The organism is Prauserella flavalba (assembly GCF_003202235.1).
Lineage (GTDB): Bacteria > Actinomycetota > Actinomycetes > Mycobacteriales > Pseudonocardiaceae > Prauserella_A > Prauserella_A flavalba.
In genome coordinates this window covers 1190143-1206592 of the sequence record NZ_MASU01000005.1, presented here as the reverse complement: position 1 = coordinate 1206592, position 16450 = coordinate 1190143, and the positions used below count along the sequence as shown (strand labels likewise).

Sequence of the window (16450 nt, the reverse complement as noted above, 5' to 3'; positions counted from 1 at the left end):
CGCGTGCGGCGGCGCCTGACGAGGGAGAACGATGACGCGCGATCCGTTCGAGGCGTGGCTTCGCGGAGTTGCCGAACGGCCGGGAGTGCCGCTGCCGATCCTGTTGCAGGCCACCATCACGGACATGGTCAAGACGGGCAGCGTGGTCTGCGCGGACTGGCTCGTGGACCACGTCGACGAGCTCGGCCACACCGCGTGGCGTGAGCTGGCGCTGCACTGCATGAACGTGCTCGTCTCGCGGCGGCAGGTGGCGGGCCAGGAGTCCGTCGCCGCGCGCCTGATGGAGACCGCGCGGGGCAGTACTCCGTCGGAACGGGCGATGGCGTGGGTACTGCACGACTTCATCCGCGCCGGGCCGCAGGGCGCGCGGGCACGGCTCGGCATGGTCAGCCTGGACACCGCTTCCGGGGCGGGACGGATCCTCCTGGTCGCCGCGATCACCGAGTGCGGCTGGCCACGGCGGCGGGTGCGCGAGCTGTGGGAGCGCTACTGCAGCGGCATCGACGTCCCGATCCCGGGCCAGGAAGGGCCGTGGTGAGCGCGGCGATGAGTTCCGCCGCCCCGGCGAGTCCGTGTACAGGAGAGCCGGAGCGGGAAGGAACAGAGGTCATGCCGACGAGCACGCCAACGATGACGCACCTCTACAGCGTCGTACCGGTGAGGGACCTGGCCGCCGCACTCCGCTGGTTCGCGGCGTTCTTCGGGCGCCCCGCGGACGAGCGGGTGGGGAGTGAGGCGCTCTGGCGGGTCAGCGACACCGCGTGGATCGTCGTCGACGAGCATCCCGGGCGCGCGGGCCACGCGCTGCTCACCCTCGGCGTCACCGGGCTCGACGCGATACTGGCCCGCCTCGTCGCCCACGGCGCCGAGCACGAGCCGGTGGAAACCTACGGCAACGGCGTGCGCCACGTCGTCGTCGTGGATCCGGACGGCAACCGCCTCTCGCTCGCCGAGGCGCCGTAGCCCGAGGCGTCGTTCAGCGGCGGGCGGTCTTGGCCGGGAGCGACCGCGCGTAGGCGACGCCGAGGCCGACCCACCGTTCGAGCTGGTCCCGCGCACCGACGGCGGAGGAGTCCACCCGGAGCCAGCCCCGCAGCTCGCGCCCGCGCATCACCATCGGCTCGACGCCGGGCTCACCGGTCAGCACGTCGGTGTCCTCCGGGGCGACGCGCACCATCAGCCCGCCCTGCCCGCTGGCCGCCACCGCCATGTTGCCGTCCAGCAGGAACGCCAGGCCGCCGAACATCGTGCGTTCGCTGAGGTGCTTCTCCCCGGCGACCAGTTCACGGACGCGGTCGGCCAGGTCGTGGTCGTAGGCCATGCCGGGAGTATCCCCGCCGGACTCGCGGATTGCCACGGCCCGTGCCGCCGGATCGGTAGCGTGCCGGTATGGGTGCTGCCGGGCGGGTCCGCCGGTGGGTGGCGCGCGGGGTCGCGCTGTTGCTCGGTTGCCTGCTGGTGCTCGCGTTCCCGGCTCCCGCTCTGTGGTGGCTGGCGTGGGTGGGGCTCGCCCCGCTCGTGGTGTTGTTCGCGCGTGCCGGGTCGTACCGCGAGGCCGGGTGGCGGAGTTGCCTGGCGTCGGCGGGGTTTTTCCTGACGTTCTTCCACTGGGTGCTGCCTCAGGTGGGGTTGCTGGCGCTCGCCGTGGCCGTGGTCGCAGCCGTGGTGTGGGTGCCGTTCGGGCTGCTGACGTACCAGTTGCTGCGGGAGCCGTCCCCGGGGCGGGTCGCGTTGGCGGGCGTCGTGCTGCCCTCGGTGTGGGTGAGCGTCGAGGTGGTGCGGTCGTGGGAGCGGCTGGGCGGCCCGTGGGGAATCCTCGGGCTGACCCAGTGGCAGGTGCCGCCTGTGCTCGATGTGGCGGCGCTCGGGGGCATGTGGTTGCTTAGTGCCGTGCTGGTGGCCGTCAACGTCGGGCTCGCGGCCGCGGCCCTTCCCGGCGTGAGTCGCGCGGTGCGGTTCTCCGGTGCGGGACTCGCCGTCGTGGTCGCCGCGTCGGCCCTCGGGTACGGGTTGCTGCGGGCGGATCCGGCGATGACCGGCACGATCCGGGTGGCCGGGGTGCAGGCGGGGGTGATTCACGATCCCGGGCAGCGGTTCGCCAGGCATGTGGAGCTCACCCGCACCGTTCGGGGACGCGGGCAGGACGTGGTCGTGTGGGGGCAGAGCAGCATGGCGTTCGACCCGGCGCGGCGGCCCGATACGGTGACCCTGTTGCGGGAGACGGCGGCGGCCGTCGGCAGCGACGTGCTCGTGAACGTCGACGCCCGTGGGACCGACGGCCGCATCAGGAAGACAGCCCAGCAGTACGGGGCCGGGGGACTGGTCGGCACCTACGAGAAGCGGCGGCTGGTTCCGTTCGGCGAGTACGTGCCGTTGCGGTCGCTGCTCGGTGGTCTGCTGCGGGACACCGGGATCGCCGACGAGGACAGGGCACCGGGCGTCGAGCCGTCGATCCTGCGGGTCGGCGCGGTCCGGCTGGGCCCGCTGATCTCCTACGAGTCGGTCTTTCCGGACCTGCGCAGGGAACTCGTGCGGCGGGGTGCGGACGTGACGGTGGTGCAGGGTTCGCTGACGTCGTTCCACGGCACCTGGGCGCATCCGGTACAGGCGAGCGCCGAGGCCATCCGTGCCGTGGAGTCCGGACGCTCCGCCGTACTGGTGGAGCTGGACGGGACGTCGGCCGCGTTCGACGCGCGGGGCAGGCGCCTGGCGTGGCTGCCGCCCGACGCGCGGGGGATCTTCGTGGTCGAGGTGCCGATCCACGAGGGATCCACGCCCTATGTCCGATGGGGCGACTGGGTTCCCGCCACGGCGTTCGTGATCACCGTGGCGACGCTCGTCCTCCTCGGCTCGCGCGCGCTGCTCCGGATCCGCCCGCGGTGAAGGCCACCTTCACTGCGAACGGGTGCGAGCGGTGGCCTCGATTCCGGCGAGGAGGAGTTCGAGACCGAACGCGAGGTAGGCGTCCTGGTCCTCGCAGGCGCTCAGCGGTCCCGCCGCCTCCACCAGCCGGGGATACGTACCGGCGGGCAGGGACTCCAGGAAGTTGCGGGCGCTGCGGGGGTCCGCGAGCCTGCCGGTGGCTCCGGGCAGGCCGCTCACGAGGTTGGTGACGGTACTCAGCGCGTGGCGGACGATCTGGGTCGCCTCGGCGGGGGTGAAACCGGCGCGGCCCAGGATGTCGAGCGCGGTCTCGATGGTGCGCAGGCTGCTCTCGGAGGTGACGTTGCGGGTCGCGAGCAGCGGCGCCGTCGCGGGGTGTGCGCGCAGCACGGCGACGATCGACTCCAGCAGTGTCCTCAGCTGCCGCGGCCACGGGGCGGACGGCTGCACGGCGGGAACGTCGATCTCCTCGTAGAGCAGTTCGACGATGCCGTCCATGAGCTCGTCCTTGTTCCGGAAATGCCAGTACAGCGCCATAGGCGTGACGCCGAGGTCCTTTGCGAGCCTGCGGATGGTCACCGCCGCGAGCCCTTCGGCGTCCGCGAGCGCGACCGCGGCACCGGCCACGGAGCGACGGGTGAGGGCCGTGCGTTCGTCATCCGCCGTGCCTCGGCGTTTCGGTTGGCTCATCGCTTGACAATGTACAGCGTACAGGCGCACTGTACAACGTACATGTACGGCGTACAGGAAGGTGCGGGCGATGAACCTGAAGCAGTGGCTCTACCGCGGTGGCAGGCCGAACCGGGTGGCGCGCGTACTCGACCGGGGCACGGCCGTGCTCTACGCCCGCGGCGTCGCCCCGGACTACCTCGTGACGCTGGAGGTGCCGGGACGGCGCTCCGGCCGGACCGTCACCGTGCCCTTGGTGATGGTGGTCGTCGGCGGCGAGCGGTACCTCGTGTCCATGCTGGGGGAGCAGGCCAACTGGGTGCGCAACGCGCGGGCGGCCGCCGGCGAGGTCACCCTCCGGCACGGCCACCGCGAGCGCGTGTGCCTGCGGGAGGTGCCGCCGGAGCGGCGTGCCCCGATCCTCCGGGAGTACCTCCGGCGGGCACCCAACGCCAGGGCACATGTGCCCGTGGACAGGGACGCGCCGCTCGCGGAGTTCGAGCGCGTCGCGCCGGGCTTGCCGGTGTTCCGGGTCGGTCCGGCGGCTACTCCGGGACCGGGGCCAGCGTGACGTCGTCGGGTGGGCCGTCGAACCCGTTGGCCCAGTACCGGCCGCGCAGCGACAGCGTGAGGAGCATCTGCGTGATCTCCTCCGCAGTCATCGCGGGCTCGTCCTGTTCCAGCCACCACTGCAGGATCGCCACCTGCTCGCCGACCCAGGCGCGGGCGAGCAGCTCGGGCTGGATCCGCATCGTCACACCGAGATTCGCGGCCCGCTCGGCGAAGATCCGCGCCGCGCTGGCGGTGCGGATGTCGACGAACTTCCGCAGTGCGGTGCCGTGGCCCTCGCCGCGCAGGATCACCCGGTACGCGTCGCGCTCCTCCCGCGCGTGCCGGAACAGCTCGAGCGCGGGCTTGCCGGTGAACCCCCTTGACGACTCCGGGGCCAGCGGTACCAGCCGGGCCTGCAGCTCCGCGTGGACGTCGCTGACGACCTGGTCGAGCAGCGCCTGCTTGTCCCGGTAGTACTTGTAGAACGTGGCCCGGCTGATGTCGGCGTGCTCGGTGATGTCCTCGACGGTGACGTTGTCGAAACCGTTCTGGAGAACCAGCTCCACCATCGCGTTCCTCAGCAGGCGCTTGGTGCGCCTGGTCCGGCGGTCCTCGGCCATCTGCCCTCCAGGTCGGCGGAGTCTCCAGGCGACGAAGCTTACAACTCGCTACACGATGCAGCATATTGGACACCGCGTTTGAGCCGCTCAGCGGAGCAGCGCCTTGGCGATGCCGTTCTTCTGGATCTCCGAGGAGCCGGTGAGGATGCGGAACATCCGCAGGCGGCGGAACAGCCACTCGATCTCCGACCCCTTCACCATCCCGGCCTTGCCGTGGATCTGCATCCCCGCGTCGGCGATGGTGAAGGCGTTCTCGGCCACGAACAGCTTGCACATGAACGCCTCGGTGCTCGGCCGCCTGCCCTCGTCGAGCGCGGTGAGCGCGGCGTAGGTCATCGACCTGGCCGCGTAGAACGCCGTGGCCATGTCGGCGATCTTGTGCTGGATGGACTGGAGGTCGGCGAGCGTGCCACCGAAGACGGCGCGGTTCTTCGCGTGGGCGATGGTGAGCTCGAGAACGCGGCGGGCGTGCCCGAGGACGGTGGGGCAGTGCAGCAGCCGGTTGGTGGTGACGCGTCCCAGCCCGATCCGGAGGCCGTCGCCGATCTCGCCGAGCAGCTGTCCGGGGCCGACATAGCAGTCGTCGAGCACGATGTCGGACTCGATGTGCTGGCCGGAAAGGGGCACCTCGCCCGGCAGCACGGTGCAGCCGGGGGAGTCGAGGTCGACGAGGAACGCCGAGTAGGTCTCCTCGGTGCCCGCCATGCGGGCGACCAGGATCGAGAAGTCCGCGAAGGGGCCCGCCGAGCTGAACACCTTCCGCCCGGTGATCCGCCAGCCGTCGCCGTCCGGGGTGGCGGTGGTGCGCATCGCGCGCACGTCCGAGCCCGCGTCGGTCTCGGTGAGCGAGAAGCAGCACGCGCGGTCGCCCTCGACGACGGGCACCAGGTAGCGGTCGAGCTGTTCGGGCGTGGCGTAGGCGAAGATCGCCCCGGCGCGCAGCGGCCCGCCCATGTCGCCGAGCACACTGTGGTAGAGCGTGCGCCCGGACGCGCCGACCTCCTCCTTCAACGCGGCGAGCTCGGTGTGGCTGAGCCCGCGTCCGCCGTGTTCCGGAGGCAGGTGGATCCCGTAGAAACCCAGCTCCCGGCTGCGTTTCCACACGGGCTGGAGCACGGAGCGGTCGAAGACGGTCTCCGGGCCGAGGTCGTGTGCGCGTTCGTAGTCGGCGAGCTCGCCTCGCAGGTAGTCGCGCAGCTTCTCCACAACGGGCTTGATGCCCGGCAGCTCGTCGTAGCCGGGGGTGAGGTCGAAGATCATCATGGTCTCCCTGTCAGTTCACGGCCCGGTCGGCGCCGGCCCAGTACGGCGCACGCACGGCGCGGCGGTCGATCTTGCCGTTGCGGTTGACGGGCAGGGCACCGACGACGTCGACGGTCCGCGGCTTCTTGAAGCGGTCGAGTCGTTCGGCGCAGAACGCGATCAGCTCCGCCGGATCGATCTCCGCGCCGGGCTTGGCGACCACGACGGCCTTGACCGCCTCGCCCCACTTCTCGTCGGGAACGCCCACCACGCACGCCTCGGCGACGGACGGGTGCTCGTAGATCGCGGCCTCGACCTCGCTGCAGTAGATGTTGAACCCGCCGGAGATGATCATGTCCTTCTTGCGGTCGACGATGAACAGGTAACCGTCCTCGCGCAGGTAACCGATGTCGCCCGTCAGCACCCAGCCGTCGCGGAAGGTCTGCGCCGACAGCTCCGGCTCGTTCCAGTACGCGCGGACGCAGTCAGGGCCGCGGACCACGAGCTCGCCCATCGCGCCCGCGGGCACGGGCTCGAACCGCTCGTCCACCACCTGGACCTCGGTGTCGAAGAGCGCGCGCCCGCAGGAGAGCAGGATGTCGGGATCGCTCTCGATGCCGCGTACGACGTCGTCGGTGGTGAGCACCGTGACCCCGCTGGTGGTCTCCGCCTGGCCGTAGCCCTGCATCACGATGGGCCCGAACAGCTCGACCGCCTCACGCAGGCGCTGCGGTGACACCGGCGCGCCGCCGATCCGGACGGCCTTGAGCGAGGACAGGTCGGCGGTGTCGCGGCCCGGATGCGCGAGCACCATGTTGAGCATGGTCGGCACCAGGAACGTCGAGGTGACCTTCTCCTTGGCGATGACGTCGAGGAAGTCCTGTGGCGTGAACGACGGCAGCACGACGATGGCGGTTCCCCTGCTCAGCGCGGCGAGCACGCCCATGCCGGAGGCGTGCGTGATCGGTCCCGCGACGAGGTACGAGTCGCCGGGGGACGCGGCCACGTCGGGATCCATGAGCCGCTTGCGGACGTTGGCCAGCCGGTTGCCGGTGGTCTGCACCGCGGCCTTGAGCTTGCCGGTGGAGCCGGACGTGAAGTGCAGGACGCAGGGCTCGTCGAGGTCCACGTCCACGGCGACGGGCTCGTCGGTGCCCTCGGCGAGCAGGTCCGCGTAGGTCTGGGCCCCGGGCTGCCCGCCGTCGAACACGACGAGGGGGATGTCGCGGCCGCTCCCTCGGATGGCCTCGCGGCCGGTCTCGGCGTGGGCGGCGTCGGTGAGCAGCATCCGCACGCCGGCGTCGACGAGGATGTGACGGGCCTCCTCGAGCCCGAGCCGGTGGTTGACCGGGACGCGCAGGAGCCCGCCCTTGTACAGCGCGACCTCCACCTCCACGAGCTCGGCGCGGTTGGACGCGAACGTCGCGACCGCGGCCCCGGCGCCGATTCCCCGGCTCGCCAGCGCGGACGCGAGCCGGTTGGAGCGACGGTCGAGATCGGCGTAGGTCCACCGCTGCTCGCCGCAGACGAGCGCGTCGCGAGTGGGCCAGTACGACGCGCTGCGCGCGACGAGACGCCCGAGGTTGGTCAGCATGTTGTCCCCATCCAGCAGACTAATCACCAAGACTGAATACGTTCACGATGAACGAATATGGACACACTGTCTATCAGTTCGGCGGCGCGATGTCCAAAGGTTGACATCAAGTTTACTTATATACAAGATGTCGCAGACCAGAAGCCGTCAGTCAGAGAGGACTGCGCATGGCATCGAGGAAGGGCAGGAGCCTGCTCGCCGTGCTGGCGATCGTGGCTCTCGCCGGATGCGGGACCGCGGCGGGCGAGGGCCCGGACGCGCCGGGCAGCCAGATCCGCTACATCGTCCCGTTCAGCTCCGGCGGCGGCACCGACACCGCCGCGAGGGAGACCGCCCGCACGCTCACCGAGGCCGGGATCGCCCGCGGCGACATCTATGTCGAGAACCTCCCCGGAGCGGGCGGCCTGGTCGGTATCCAGACCCTGACCCGGCAGGGCGACGACAACACGCTCATGCAGTGGGTGGACGTGCTCGCGCCGCTGTACCGCGAAGGCGCACCGGTCGGCCTGGACGACCTGCGGCCGGTGGCGCAGCTGGCCACCAGCCCGATGGTGGTCGTCACGGGCGCCGACTCCCGGCTCCGGACGTTCCGGGACCTGCTCGACGGCATGGCCGCGGGCGAGGTCACCTTCGGCCTGTCGAGCACGCTGCAGTCCAAGGAACCGTCCAAGTGGAAGGAGGTCGCCGAGGCGCGCGGCATCGACCCGGCCGGGCTGAACTTCGTGCCGAGCGAAGGCGTGTCCCAGGTCATCCCGGACGTGGTCAGCGAGCGCATCGACGTCGCCCTCGTGGTGCCGACCCTGGCCCGCAGCTACCTCAACAAGGGCGAGCTGCGCGCTCTCGCGATCACGGCGGACGAGCGGCTCGGGTCCCTGCCGGACGTACCGACCCTGCGCGAGCAGGGAGTGTCCACTTCGTACTACCGAGCGCAGGGCGTGATCATGTCCGCCGACGCGTCCGACCAGGCGGTGGACTACTGGGCCGAGGCACTGCGGGAGGTCAGCCGCAGCGAGGAATGGGAGCAGTACGCGGAGAAGAACGGACTGCTGGTCCAGTACAAGGGGCCCGAGGAGTACGCGGAGTGGCTGCGTACCGAGGGCGCCACGTTCGGCCGCTACCTGAGGGAGCGTGACTGAGATGGCCGGGCGCACCCGTCGCGGACGTGTCTCCGCGTTCCCCGTCCTCGCCTGCCTGTGGCTCGGCACGGTCGTGTGGCAAGCCGTCGAGCTCGCGGCGCGGCACACCGACACCAGCGCCGACCTCGGCCCCGCGTTCCTGCCGCTCGCGCTCGGTGCCCTCGTGCTCGTGCTGCTGACCGCCGACCTCGTCCGGCAGGCCCGGGCGCCGCGCACGGAACCCCCCGAACCCCAGGACGCGACGGCCGGCGGACTGCGCCGGTGGTTCGAGCCGCCGCTGCGGAGGTTCGCCGTCCTGGCCGCGGCCGCGGCCGCACTCGGCCCGTGGATCGGTCTCGCCGCGGCCATGATCGTGCTGATCGCCGGCTGCCTGCGCTACGTCGAGCGGCGCACCTGGACGCAGACCATCGTGACCACCGTCGTGCTCGTCGCCGCCCTGTACGTGGTCTTCGTGGTGCTCCTGCAAGTCCCCATCGACCTTCTCCCCGCCTACTGACGACGAAAAGGATCTGCCGCGGTGGAAACCTTGACCCTGCTCAGCGGCGGGCTGACCGCCATCCTGTCCGACCCCGCCACACTCGCCTGGTGCGCACTCGGCGTCACGATCGGCACCGTCGTCGGAGCCCTGCCCGGAATCGGCACGGTGACGACGATGGCGGTGCTGCTGCCGCTGACGTTCGGGCTGTCCCCGGTGAGCGCGCTGGTACTGCTCGTCGCCATCTACATGGGAGGCATGTTCGGCGGGCGGATCAGCTCGATCCTGCTCAACATCCCCGGCGACGCGTCGAGCGTCGTCTCGACGTTCGACGGCTACCCCCTCGCCCGGCAGGGCCGTGTCGGGTACGCGCTGACGCTGAGCGCCGTGGCGTCGTTCGTCGGCGGCCTGGTCGGGTTCGCCGGCCTCGCGCTGCTCGCCGCGGTGCTCGCGAAGGCGGCGATCCTCTTCGGACCCGCCGAGTATTTCCTGCTCGTCTGCCTCGTACTGCTGCTGACCTCCGGCATCTCGAACTCCACGCGCCCGAAGGCGATCGCCGCCGTGGGCCTCGGCGTGCTCGTCTCGACGGTGGGGCTCGACCGCATCACCGGCGACGAGCGGTTCACGTGGGGCATCGTCGACCTGTGGGACGGCGCAGACCTCGTCGTGGTGGCGATCGGCATCTTCGGCCTGTCCGAGGTGATCGTCCGCATCCGTGACGGGGGCAAGATCGAGTCCACCGACAAGCTGCCCCTGCGCTCGCTGTTCCCTCCGGCCCGCAGCGTCGCCCGGTACACGCCGAGCATGGCACGCGGTGGCCTGATCGGCTTCCTCATCGGGATCTTCCCCGGCGCGGGCGCGTCGATGGCGACGTTCATCGCCTACGCCGCCGAGAAGACCTTCGGCAAAGACCGCGAGAGCTTCGGCAAGGGCAACCCGCGCGGGCTCGCCGCGCCTGAGGCCGCCGACAACGCCTCGGTCGGCGGGGCGCTGATCCCCACCCTGTCGCTCGGCATCCCCGGCTCGGCCAGCGGCGCGATGATCCTCGGCGGGCTCGTGATGGTCGGCCTGCAGCCGGGACCCGAGCTGTTCACCAAGTCCGCCGACATCGTGTGGGCGGTGATCGCCGCCGTGCTGGTGGCCAACGTGCTCCTGCTCGTCCTCAACACGGTGCTCGTGCCGTTCTTCGCCACCGCGCTGCGCGTGATCTCGCCGTACCTCACCGTCTTCATCGCGAGCCTGTGCTTCGTGGGCGTCTACTCGTTGCGCAGCAACTTCTTCGACGTCCTGCTGATGGTCGCGTTCGGACTGATCGGCTATCTCATGCGCCGCTCGGGCTACCCCCTCACGAGCCTGCTGCTCGGCGTGGTGCTCGGCCCGATGCTGGAGGACAACTTCCGCAGGGCGCTGCTCGTCTCGCGGGGCGACTGGTCGGTCTTCTGGTCCAGCCCGGTGACGGTGATCCTGCTGACCACCATCGTCGTGGCCGTCGTGGCACTGCTGGCCCACGCCGGCTGGCGGCGCACCCGTGCCCGCGCCGAGCGCACTGCGGTGATGAGCTGACGGCATGGGGGCCATCTCCGTCGAATGACTGAGGACTCGTCCGTCCGGCCCACCTAGCGTGGGAGGACCACCAGACAACCGAGCGACGATGGACGAGCCAGTGACGCGGAGATACCGGATCCCGGCGCCCGCAGAGCGGGTACGGGCGGTGGTGTGCGCACCGCTGTCGTGGCCGTGGCTCACGGGTTCCGGGATGTCGGTGGAGTTCGAGCGCCGGGACGGCGCGATCGGCCGCTACCGCGCCGAGCGGGGCGGGGTGTCGGTGCCCTTCGCCGTGGAGCGCGCGGCACGGTCGGTCACGCTGTCGCTCACCGGCGAGGACGGCGCGCCCGGGGACGCCGCGCTCACGTGGACGGTCGGGGAACTGCCGGACGGCACGAGCGAGGTGGTCCTGACCACGCACGGCGAGGAACCGGCACTGCTCGGCGAGGCGTGGGACGCTGCCGACCTCGGTGGCGCGCTCGGCGCGTGGTCGCGCGACATCGACCGCGCGTGCGAGCACCACGACCCGCTCGGCGCCGCCAGGGCGCTCGCACCGATGCTGCGGGAGCGGGCGGCCGACTCGGAGGCGGCGCGCACACTCGACGCGAGCAGCGTGGCGGCCCTGCGGGCGGCCGGGCTGTTCCGCCTCGGCCCGCCGAAGCCGCTCGGCGGCCTGGACGCGCGGCCCGGCGTCATCGTCTCCGCGATCGCCGAGCTGAGCCGCGCCGACGCCGCCGCGGGCTGGTGCACGTTCATCGGCAACCAGTCCGCCTACAGCGCGTGGCTGGAGGAGGACGTCGCCACCGAGCTCGCCGGACCCGACGGCGGGCTGATCCTCGCCGGGTCGACGGCCGTCTCGGGCACGGCGGAGCCGCGCGGGAACGGCACCGTCGAGGTGAACGGGCGCTGGCGGTTCAACAGCGGCTGTCTGCACGCCGACTGGCTCATGGCGGGCGTGTCGGTGCCGACCGCCGAGGGCGCCGTGCCGATGCTCGCGTTCCTGCCGTGGGACGCCGTGACGATACTGGACACCTGGCACGTCGCGGGCCTGTCCGGCACCGGCAGCCACGACCTCGTGCTCGACCGCGTCGAGGTACCGAGGCGACGGCTCGCCCCTTTGTTCACCGCACCCGCCGCGATCGGCGAGACCCTGCACAAACTGAGCCCCTACAACATCCAGGCCGTGCTCATGGCCGGCCTGCCGCTCGGCATCGCCCGGCGGGCGCTGGACGAGGTGCCGCCCGCCGACGGCACCACGGTGCCGCTCGCCAGGCTGGAGACCGAACTGGCCGCGGCCCGCGCACTCGTGCTGGAGACCGTGGACGGCTACTGGTCCGAGCTCGCGGGCGCCGAGACGCTGCCCGCGTCGTCGGGGGCGCGGCTCGCGCTCGTGCTGCGGCACGCCGCCGACACGGCCAAGCGCGTCACCTCGGCGGCGGTACGGCTCGCCGGGCCGGAGGTCACGGGCCCAGGGCACGCGGCGTTGCGGCGCTGCCTGCGGGACGCCTTCGCGACCGGTCAGCACCTGGCGGTGAGCGACGACATCGTCGCGCGCAACGCCGCCCGGCTGTACCCGGAGGGGGCGACATGACAACCCGAGCCGCACTGGCCGAGGCCCTGCGCGAAGCGGGGCCCGACCTGTCTTTCCGGCCGAGGGCGTTGTTCCGCGCCGCCGAGTCGCTCGGGCACGCCGACGCCTCGCTCGGCCTGCTGCTGGCGACCGGCGGGCTCGCCGGCGCCCTGCACTCGGCGCCGCCGGAGGTGCGCGCCAGGATCGCCGAGGGCGACCTGCTGACCGGTTCGGCGCATCCCGGCGGGCAGCTGCGGCGCACGGGCGGGGAGGGCTACGTCCTGTCCGGCTGCTGGGTCGCGGTGCCGGCCGCGACGTCCGCCGACTGGTTCGCGCTGGGGGCCGAGCGGGACGACGGCGGGCCACCGGAGCCGGTGCTCGTCCTGCTGCCCGCGGGCGTCGCCGGCGTCAGCCCCCGCACGGGCACCGGCCTCGACGGGGCCGACGCCCGGCACCTCGCCGCCCGCGACGTCGCCGTGCCGGCCGAGCACGTGCTGCCCGCGTTCGGTCCCGTGCCGGGTCCGGCGCCGCTGCCGCCCGTCGTCGCCGTGCGCTGTGCCGTCACCGGGGTCGCGCTCGGGCTGGCCCGCAGGGCGCTGTCCGAGTTCGCCGAAACCGCGAGGCAACGGTCGCGGCTCGGCGAGGTCACCAGGATGTCGGAGCAACCCGTGCTGCGCACGGAACTCAACCGCGTGGTGCTCTCCTTCCGCGCGGCCCGCAGGCTCGTGCTCACCGAACTGGAGGGGCTCCCGCCCGACGGCGACGGCCAGGAGGCCGTGCCCGTCGCCCTGCGGACCGGGCTCGCCGCGGCCCTGCTGCACGCGCACGGGGTCGCCATCGACGCGGTGCGATTCGCGTTCGGCAAGTCCGGTGGCTCGTCCCTCTACAGTGGACATTCGATGGAAGGCCACTGGCGGGACGCCGAGGAGCTCGCCTGTCACCACCTGTTCAGTGAGCGCGCCGAGCGCGAGATCGCGAGTGCGCAGTTCGGCGACCACGTCTCGCCGGTGTGGTTGTAGGCCCGCATGACGGGACAAATCCTTACTCTGATGGATGAGAGCGGCGAACTCACCTCTATAGCGTGGCTCGCGCAAGTTCAACTCTGCACCAGAGGAGAAACCATGAGCAATGTCGAGGCGTTCGCCAACGAGCACGTGGACGGCGTCCTCAGCCCGCTGGAGGTGACCACCGCCGTGGGTCCGGTTCTCGCCACCCCCGCCTACGCGGGCTACGCGGCCGGCGCGGGCGCGGTGTTCACCCTTGGCCTCATCTCGGACGCGATCGAGAGCCACCACGCCGCCGAGGTCACGCCGACCGGCCCGGTTCCGAGCTACGGCTCCGTGGACCAGCTGCTCGGCATGCGGGTCGCCAGCATCAGCTGACGTTGGCCGTCGTGGCGCTGCGGAGCGCACGTGTCCGCGGCGCCACTTCGCAAGTCTCCTCTCGAGGACGGAAGGGATCTGCCGTGGCGTTGACGCGCACGAGGACCGTGATCGACCGGGCCGAGCAGGACCGCGCGCTGCGCCGCGTCGAGGCGCTCACCGGGCTCGGCGCTGCGGTGTCCTCTTTGGAGTACCTGGCGTCCTCGAAGGACTTCGACCGCGGTGAGCTGCTGAGCTGGGACACCGCGAGGACCCGCTACCGGTGGATGACGGGCCGCCTGGAGAAGGCTCTCGGCACCGTGTTCGACAAGCCGGGCGTGCAGGTGCTGTTCGGCGCGCGGGTGCTCGCCGCGGCGACACTGATGAACTCGGCCGCCACCGAGCGCGCCAAGACCGCGGCCGCCACCTACCTCGCTGGCACGAACTTCGCCGTGCACGCGCGCAGCCCGTACGGCTCCGACGGCTCGGAAACCGTGCTCACCATCTCGCTGACCACGCTCACGCTGTCGAAGCTCTTCGCGAACGACCCGAAGGCACGGCAGGCATGCCTGTGGTTCATCGCCGCCCAGTCCTGCCTGTCCTACGGCATCGCGGGCGTGGCGAAGCTGATCTCCCCGGTGTGGCGCGACGGCAGCGCGGTGCGCGACATCTTCCGCACCCGCATGTTCGGGCACCGCCTGGCGTTCTCGGCGCTGCGGGACCGGCCCCGCGTCGCCCGTGCGCTCGGCCAGGCCACGATCGCGGGGGAGATGCTGTTCCCGCTCGTGCTCGTCGCGCCGAAGCCGGTCGCGCGCGCGTTGCTCGGCGTCGGCGCGAGCTTCCACGCGGGCAACGCGGTCTTCATGGGGCTCAACCGCTTCGTCTGGGCCTTCCTCGGCACCTACCCGGCCATCGTGTACTGCTCGCGGGCACTGGGCCGCGGCTCCGGGCGCGGGTGACCGTGCGCGGCGGGCACCGGGCGCCCCGGCTCGACGGGAACGGCAACGCCGACTGGGTCGGCGCGATCACCCGTCGCCACCTGCCGAAGGTCGCCGGTGCCGTCGTGCTGGGCCTGGTCGCCGCCGCGGCGGGGCTGGCGCAGCCCGCCCTGATCGGCAGGCTGATCGGCGCCATCGGCACCGACGCGAGCCTGGTGCTGCCGATCGTGCTCGTCGTGGTGCTGTTCCTCGTCGAGGCCGCGCTCACGTCGACGCAGGCGTACGTCATGGGACGGATCGGCGAGCGCATCGTCTACGACGTCCGCTCCGCGCTGCTCGGCCGCGTGCTCTCCGCCGACCTGCGGGCGTTCGGCGCCATGCGCCAGGGCGACGTCTTCGCCCGGATCGTCACCGACACGTCGATGCTCAAGGTGGCGCTCTCGCAGAGCGTGGCCGGCATCATCGTGGACGCCGCGATGGTGCTCGGCGGCGTGGTGCTCATGCTGCTGATCGACCCGCTGCTGCTCGCCGTCACCGCAGGCTGCATGACCGTGGCCAGCCTGGTGGCGTTCGTCGTCGCGCGGCGGCTGCGCAAGGCCGCGCAGGAGAGCCGCGCCATCATGGGCGACTTCGGAGCCGACCTGCAGCGTGCCCTCTCGGCGCTGAGCACCGTCAAGGCGTGCCGCGCCGAGCGGCTCGAAGGCAGCCGGATCGGCGGGCTGGCCCTGAGCGCCCGCCGGTCCGGAGTCAAGGTGAGCGCGCTGAACGCCCTGCTCTCGCCGTCGATGAGCATCGGCCTCCAGGCGTCGCTCGCGGCCGTCATCGTCACGGGCATGGGCCGGGTCGCGAACGGCTCGATGAACCCGGCGAGCCTGACCGCGTTCATCATGTACCTCTTCTATCTCGTCACCCCGCTCGTGACGTTGTTCATGGGGATCGGCCAGCTCCAGCAGGGCCGCGCCGCGATCGGGCGGATCAACGAGCTCGCCGCGATCGAGCAGGAGCAGGACGTGCTGCTGCCGAGGTCACCGCAGGGCGTGGTGGCGCAGAGCCCCGACGACGTCGTCGCCAGCCGGGACACGGTGGTGTACCGGCATTTCGGCGTGGACTTCCAGCGGGTCCGCTTCTCCTACCAGCCCGACGAGCCGACCTTGCGCGGCGTGTCGTTCTCGGTGCCCGCCCGCGGGCTGACCGCCATCGTCGGCCCGTCCGGTGCGGGCAAGACGACGCTGCTGCAGCTGCTGATGCGGTTCCACCCCGTGCGCGGCGGCCGGATCCTGCTCAACGGCGAGAACATCGAGCTGATCCCGCTGGGCGTGCTGCGCGGGCTCGTCGGTTACGTGCAGCAGGAGAGCACCACCCTGCGCGGCACGATCGGCGAGAACCTCGTCTACGGCGAGGCGCACGTGGGCCCCGGCGAGGTCGAGCGCGCGCTGTGGCTGTCCGGCCTCGACGAGCTGGTCAGCTCGCTGCCACGGGGCCTGCACACTGAACTCGGCGACGCCGGGCTCGGTCTCTCCGGAGGGCAGCGGCAGCGGCTGGCCATCGCGCGGATGCTGGTCCGCAGGCCCTCGGTGCTGCTGCTGGACGAGGCGACGTCCAATCTGGACTCGGAGTCGGAGCTGAAGCTGCGCCAGAGCATCCGCAACATCGCGGGGGAGTGCACGGTGATCAGCGTCGCGCACCGGCTGTCGACCGTCGTGGACGCCGACCAGATCATCGTGCTGGACCAGGGGACGGTCCGGGACGTCGGCACGCACCAGCAGCTGCTGACCACCAGCGCGCTGTACCAGCGGCTGACGTCGATCCAGTTCCAGGACAACGGGCGGCGGGCGCTGCCCGCGACCGGGAAGGCCGGTGAGTGA

General features: G+C 71.7%; 17 protein-coding genes. 12 read left to right on the top strand and 5 right to left on the bottom strand.

Translation table 11 applies throughout. The features are described 5' to 3' along the window. Positions 1 to 31 precede the first annotated feature (31 nt). Both BA062_RS13245 and BA062_RS13240 read left to right on the top strand, forming a co-directional pair. On the top strand, positions 32 to 538 hold the full coding sequence (locus BA062_RS13245; RefSeq protein WP_110336345.1) for a hypothetical protein: 507 nt from the start codon (positions 32 to 34) through the stop codon (positions 536 to 538). 71 nt (positions 539 to 609) lie between these two features. Continuing rightward, positions 610 to 963 carry a VOC family protein gene (locus BA062_RS13240; RefSeq protein ID WP_245959800.1) on the top strand — a complete coding sequence of 118 codons (354 nt, stop codon included), beginning with the start codon at positions 610 to 612 and terminating at the stop codon, positions 961 to 963. Between the two features lie 13 nt (positions 964 to 976). Here the strand turns inward: BA062_RS13240 and BA062_RS13235 are convergent, their stop codons facing one another. Then, positions 977 to 1321, bottom strand: coding sequence for a TfoX/Sxy family protein (locus BA062_RS13235; RefSeq protein ID WP_110336343.1), 345 nt, complete (start codon positions 1319 to 1321; stop codon positions 977 to 979). A gap of 68 nt (positions 1322 to 1389) precedes the next feature. Here BA062_RS13235 and lnt point away from each other — a divergent pair, with 68 nt between their 5' ends. Further along, positions 1390 to 2883 (top strand): apolipoprotein N-acyltransferase, encoded by a 1494-nt coding sequence (gene lnt / locus BA062_RS13230; RefSeq protein ID WP_110336342.1) that lies wholly within the window; start codon positions 1390 to 1392, stop codon positions 2881 to 2883. Positions 2884 to 2892: 9 nt separating this feature from the next. Here lnt and BA062_RS13225 read toward each other — a convergent pair whose 3' ends face one another. Continuing rightward, on the bottom strand, positions 2893 to 3573 hold the full coding sequence (locus BA062_RS13225) for a TetR/AcrR family transcriptional regulator (protein ID WP_110336341.1): 681 nt from the start codon (positions 3571 to 3573) through the stop codon (positions 2893 to 2895). A gap of 70 nt (positions 3574 to 3643) precedes the next feature. Here BA062_RS13225 and BA062_RS13220 point away from each other — a divergent pair, with 70 nt between their 5' ends. Further along, a complete protein-coding gene (locus BA062_RS13220; RefSeq protein ID WP_110336340.1) occupies positions 3644 to 4123 on the top strand; it encodes a nitroreductase/quinone reductase family protein in 480 nt (159 codons plus the stop codon). Here the strand turns inward: BA062_RS13220 and BA062_RS13215 are convergent. The 3 genes from BA062_RS13215 to BA062_RS13205 all read right to left on the bottom strand — a co-directional run bounded on the left by BA062_RS13215 (position 4098) and on the right by BA062_RS13205 (position 7560). Beyond that, the gene (locus BA062_RS13215) at positions 4098 to 4724 is read right to left on the bottom strand and encodes a TetR/AcrR family transcriptional regulator (protein WP_110336339.1); all 627 of its coding nucleotides are present in this window, start codon (positions 4722 to 4724) and stop codon (positions 4098 to 4100) included. The genes BA062_RS13220 and BA062_RS13215 overlap by 26 nt on opposite strands. An 87-nt stretch (positions 4725 to 4811) precedes the next feature. Further along, on the bottom strand, positions 4812 to 5987 hold the full coding sequence (locus tag BA062_RS13210) for an acyl-CoA dehydrogenase family protein (protein WP_245959799.1): 1176 nt from the start codon (positions 5985 to 5987) through the stop codon (positions 4812 to 4814). Between the two features lie 10 nt (positions 5988 to 5997). Continuing rightward, positions 5998 to 7560 carry an AMP-binding protein gene (locus BA062_RS13205; protein WP_110336337.1) on the bottom strand — a complete coding sequence of 521 codons (1563 nt, stop codon included), beginning with the start codon at positions 7558 to 7560 and terminating at the stop codon, positions 5998 to 6000. Between the two features lie 167 nt (positions 7561 to 7727). On the opposite strand from BA062_RS13205, the gene BA062_RS13200 reads away from it, so the two are divergent. The 8 genes from BA062_RS13200 to BA062_RS13170 all read left to right on the top strand — a co-directional run bounded on the left by BA062_RS13200 (position 7728) and on the right by BA062_RS13170 (position 16450). Further along, on the top strand, positions 7728 to 8696 hold the full coding sequence (locus BA062_RS13200; protein WP_110336336.1) for a Bug family tripartite tricarboxylate transporter substrate binding protein: 969 nt from the start codon (positions 7728 to 7730) through the stop codon (positions 8694 to 8696). A 1-nt stretch (position 8697) separates the two neighbouring features. Further along, positions 8698 to 9192: a tripartite tricarboxylate transporter TctB family protein gene (locus tag BA062_RS13195; RefSeq protein ID WP_110336335.1), complete on the top strand. Its 495-nt coding sequence runs from the start codon at positions 8698 to 8700 to the stop codon at positions 9190 to 9192. A gap of 21 nt (positions 9193 to 9213) precedes the next feature. After that, positions 9214 to 10734 (top strand): tripartite tricarboxylate transporter permease, encoded by a 1521-nt coding sequence (locus tag BA062_RS13190; RefSeq protein ID WP_110336334.1) that lies wholly within the window; start codon positions 9214 to 9216, stop codon positions 10732 to 10734. Between the two features lie 88 nt (positions 10735 to 10822). Next, on the top strand, positions 10823 to 12307 hold the full coding sequence (locus BA062_RS13185) for an acyl-CoA dehydrogenase family protein (protein ID WP_110336333.1): 1485 nt from the start codon (positions 10823 to 10825) through the stop codon (positions 12305 to 12307). Continuing rightward, positions 12304 to 13305 (top strand): acyl-CoA dehydrogenase family protein, encoded by a 1002-nt coding sequence (locus tag BA062_RS13180; protein ID WP_110336332.1) that lies wholly within the window; start codon positions 12304 to 12306, stop codon positions 13303 to 13305. Before BA062_RS13185 ends, BA062_RS13180 begins: the two co-directional genes overlap by 4 nt. 102 nt (positions 13306 to 13407) lie before the next feature. After that, entirely contained in the window at positions 13408 to 13668 is a 261-nt protein-coding gene (locus tag BA062_RS13175) for a hypothetical protein (RefSeq protein ID WP_110336331.1), read from the top strand. 83 nt (positions 13669 to 13751) lie between these two features. Continuing rightward, a complete protein-coding gene (locus BA062_RS40195) occupies positions 13752 to 14606 on the top strand; it encodes a hypothetical protein (protein WP_210406832.1) in 855 nt (284 codons plus the stop codon). 2 nt (positions 14607 to 14608) lie between these two features. After that, entirely contained in the window at positions 14609 to 16450 is a 1842-nt protein-coding gene (locus BA062_RS13170; RefSeq protein WP_210406831.1) for an ABC transporter ATP-binding protein, read from the top strand.

Bases quoted from the DNA above. Each gene is read 5' to 3' on its own strand.
- BA062_RS13245 (WP_110336345.1), top strand. From the start codon at position 32: ATGACGCGCGATCCGTTCGAGGCGTGGCTTCGCGGAGTTGCCGAACGG.
- BA062_RS13240 (WP_245959800.1), top strand. From the start codon at position 610: ATGCCGACGAGCACGCCAACGATGACGCACCTCTACAGCGTCGTACCG.
- BA062_RS13235 (WP_110336343.1), bottom strand. From the start codon at position 1,321: ATGGCCTACGACCACGACCTGGCCGACCGCGTCCGTGAACTGGTCGCC.
- lnt (WP_110336342.1), top strand. From the start codon at position 1,390: ATGGGTGCTGCCGGGCGGGTCCGCCGGTGGGTGGCGCGCGGGGTCGCG.
- BA062_RS13225 (WP_110336341.1), bottom strand. From the start codon at position 3,573: ATGAGCCAACCGAAACGCCGAGGCACGGCGGATGACGAACGCACGGCC.
- BA062_RS13220 (WP_110336340.1), top strand. From the start codon at position 3,644: ATGAACCTGAAGCAGTGGCTCTACCGCGGTGGCAGGCCGAACCGGGTG.
- BA062_RS13215 (WP_110336339.1), bottom strand. From the start codon at position 4,724: ATGGCCGAGGACCGCCGGACCAGGCGCACCAAGCGCCTGCTGAGGAAC.
- BA062_RS13210 (WP_245959799.1), bottom strand. From the start codon at position 5,987: ATGATGATCTTCGACCTCACCCCCGGCTACGACGAGCTGCCGGGCATC.
- BA062_RS13205 (WP_110336337.1), bottom strand. From the start codon at position 7,560: ATGCTGACCAACCTCGGGCGTCTCGTCGCGCGCAGCGCGTCGTACTGG.
- BA062_RS13200 (WP_110336336.1), top strand. From the start codon at position 7,728: ATGGCATCGAGGAAGGGCAGGAGCCTGCTCGCCGTGCTGGCGATCGTG.
- BA062_RS13195 (WP_110336335.1), top strand. From the start codon at position 8,698: ATGGCCGGGCGCACCCGTCGCGGACGTGTCTCCGCGTTCCCCGTCCTC.
- BA062_RS13185 (WP_110336333.1), top strand. From the start codon at position 10,823: ATGGACGAGCCAGTGACGCGGAGATACCGGATCCCGGCGCCCGCAGAG.
- BA062_RS13180 (WP_110336332.1), top strand. From the start codon at position 12,304: ATGACAACCCGAGCCGCACTGGCCGAGGCCCTGCGCGAAGCGGGGCCC.
- BA062_RS13175 (WP_110336331.1), top strand. From the start codon at position 13,408: ATGAGCAATGTCGAGGCGTTCGCCAACGAGCACGTGGACGGCGTCCTC.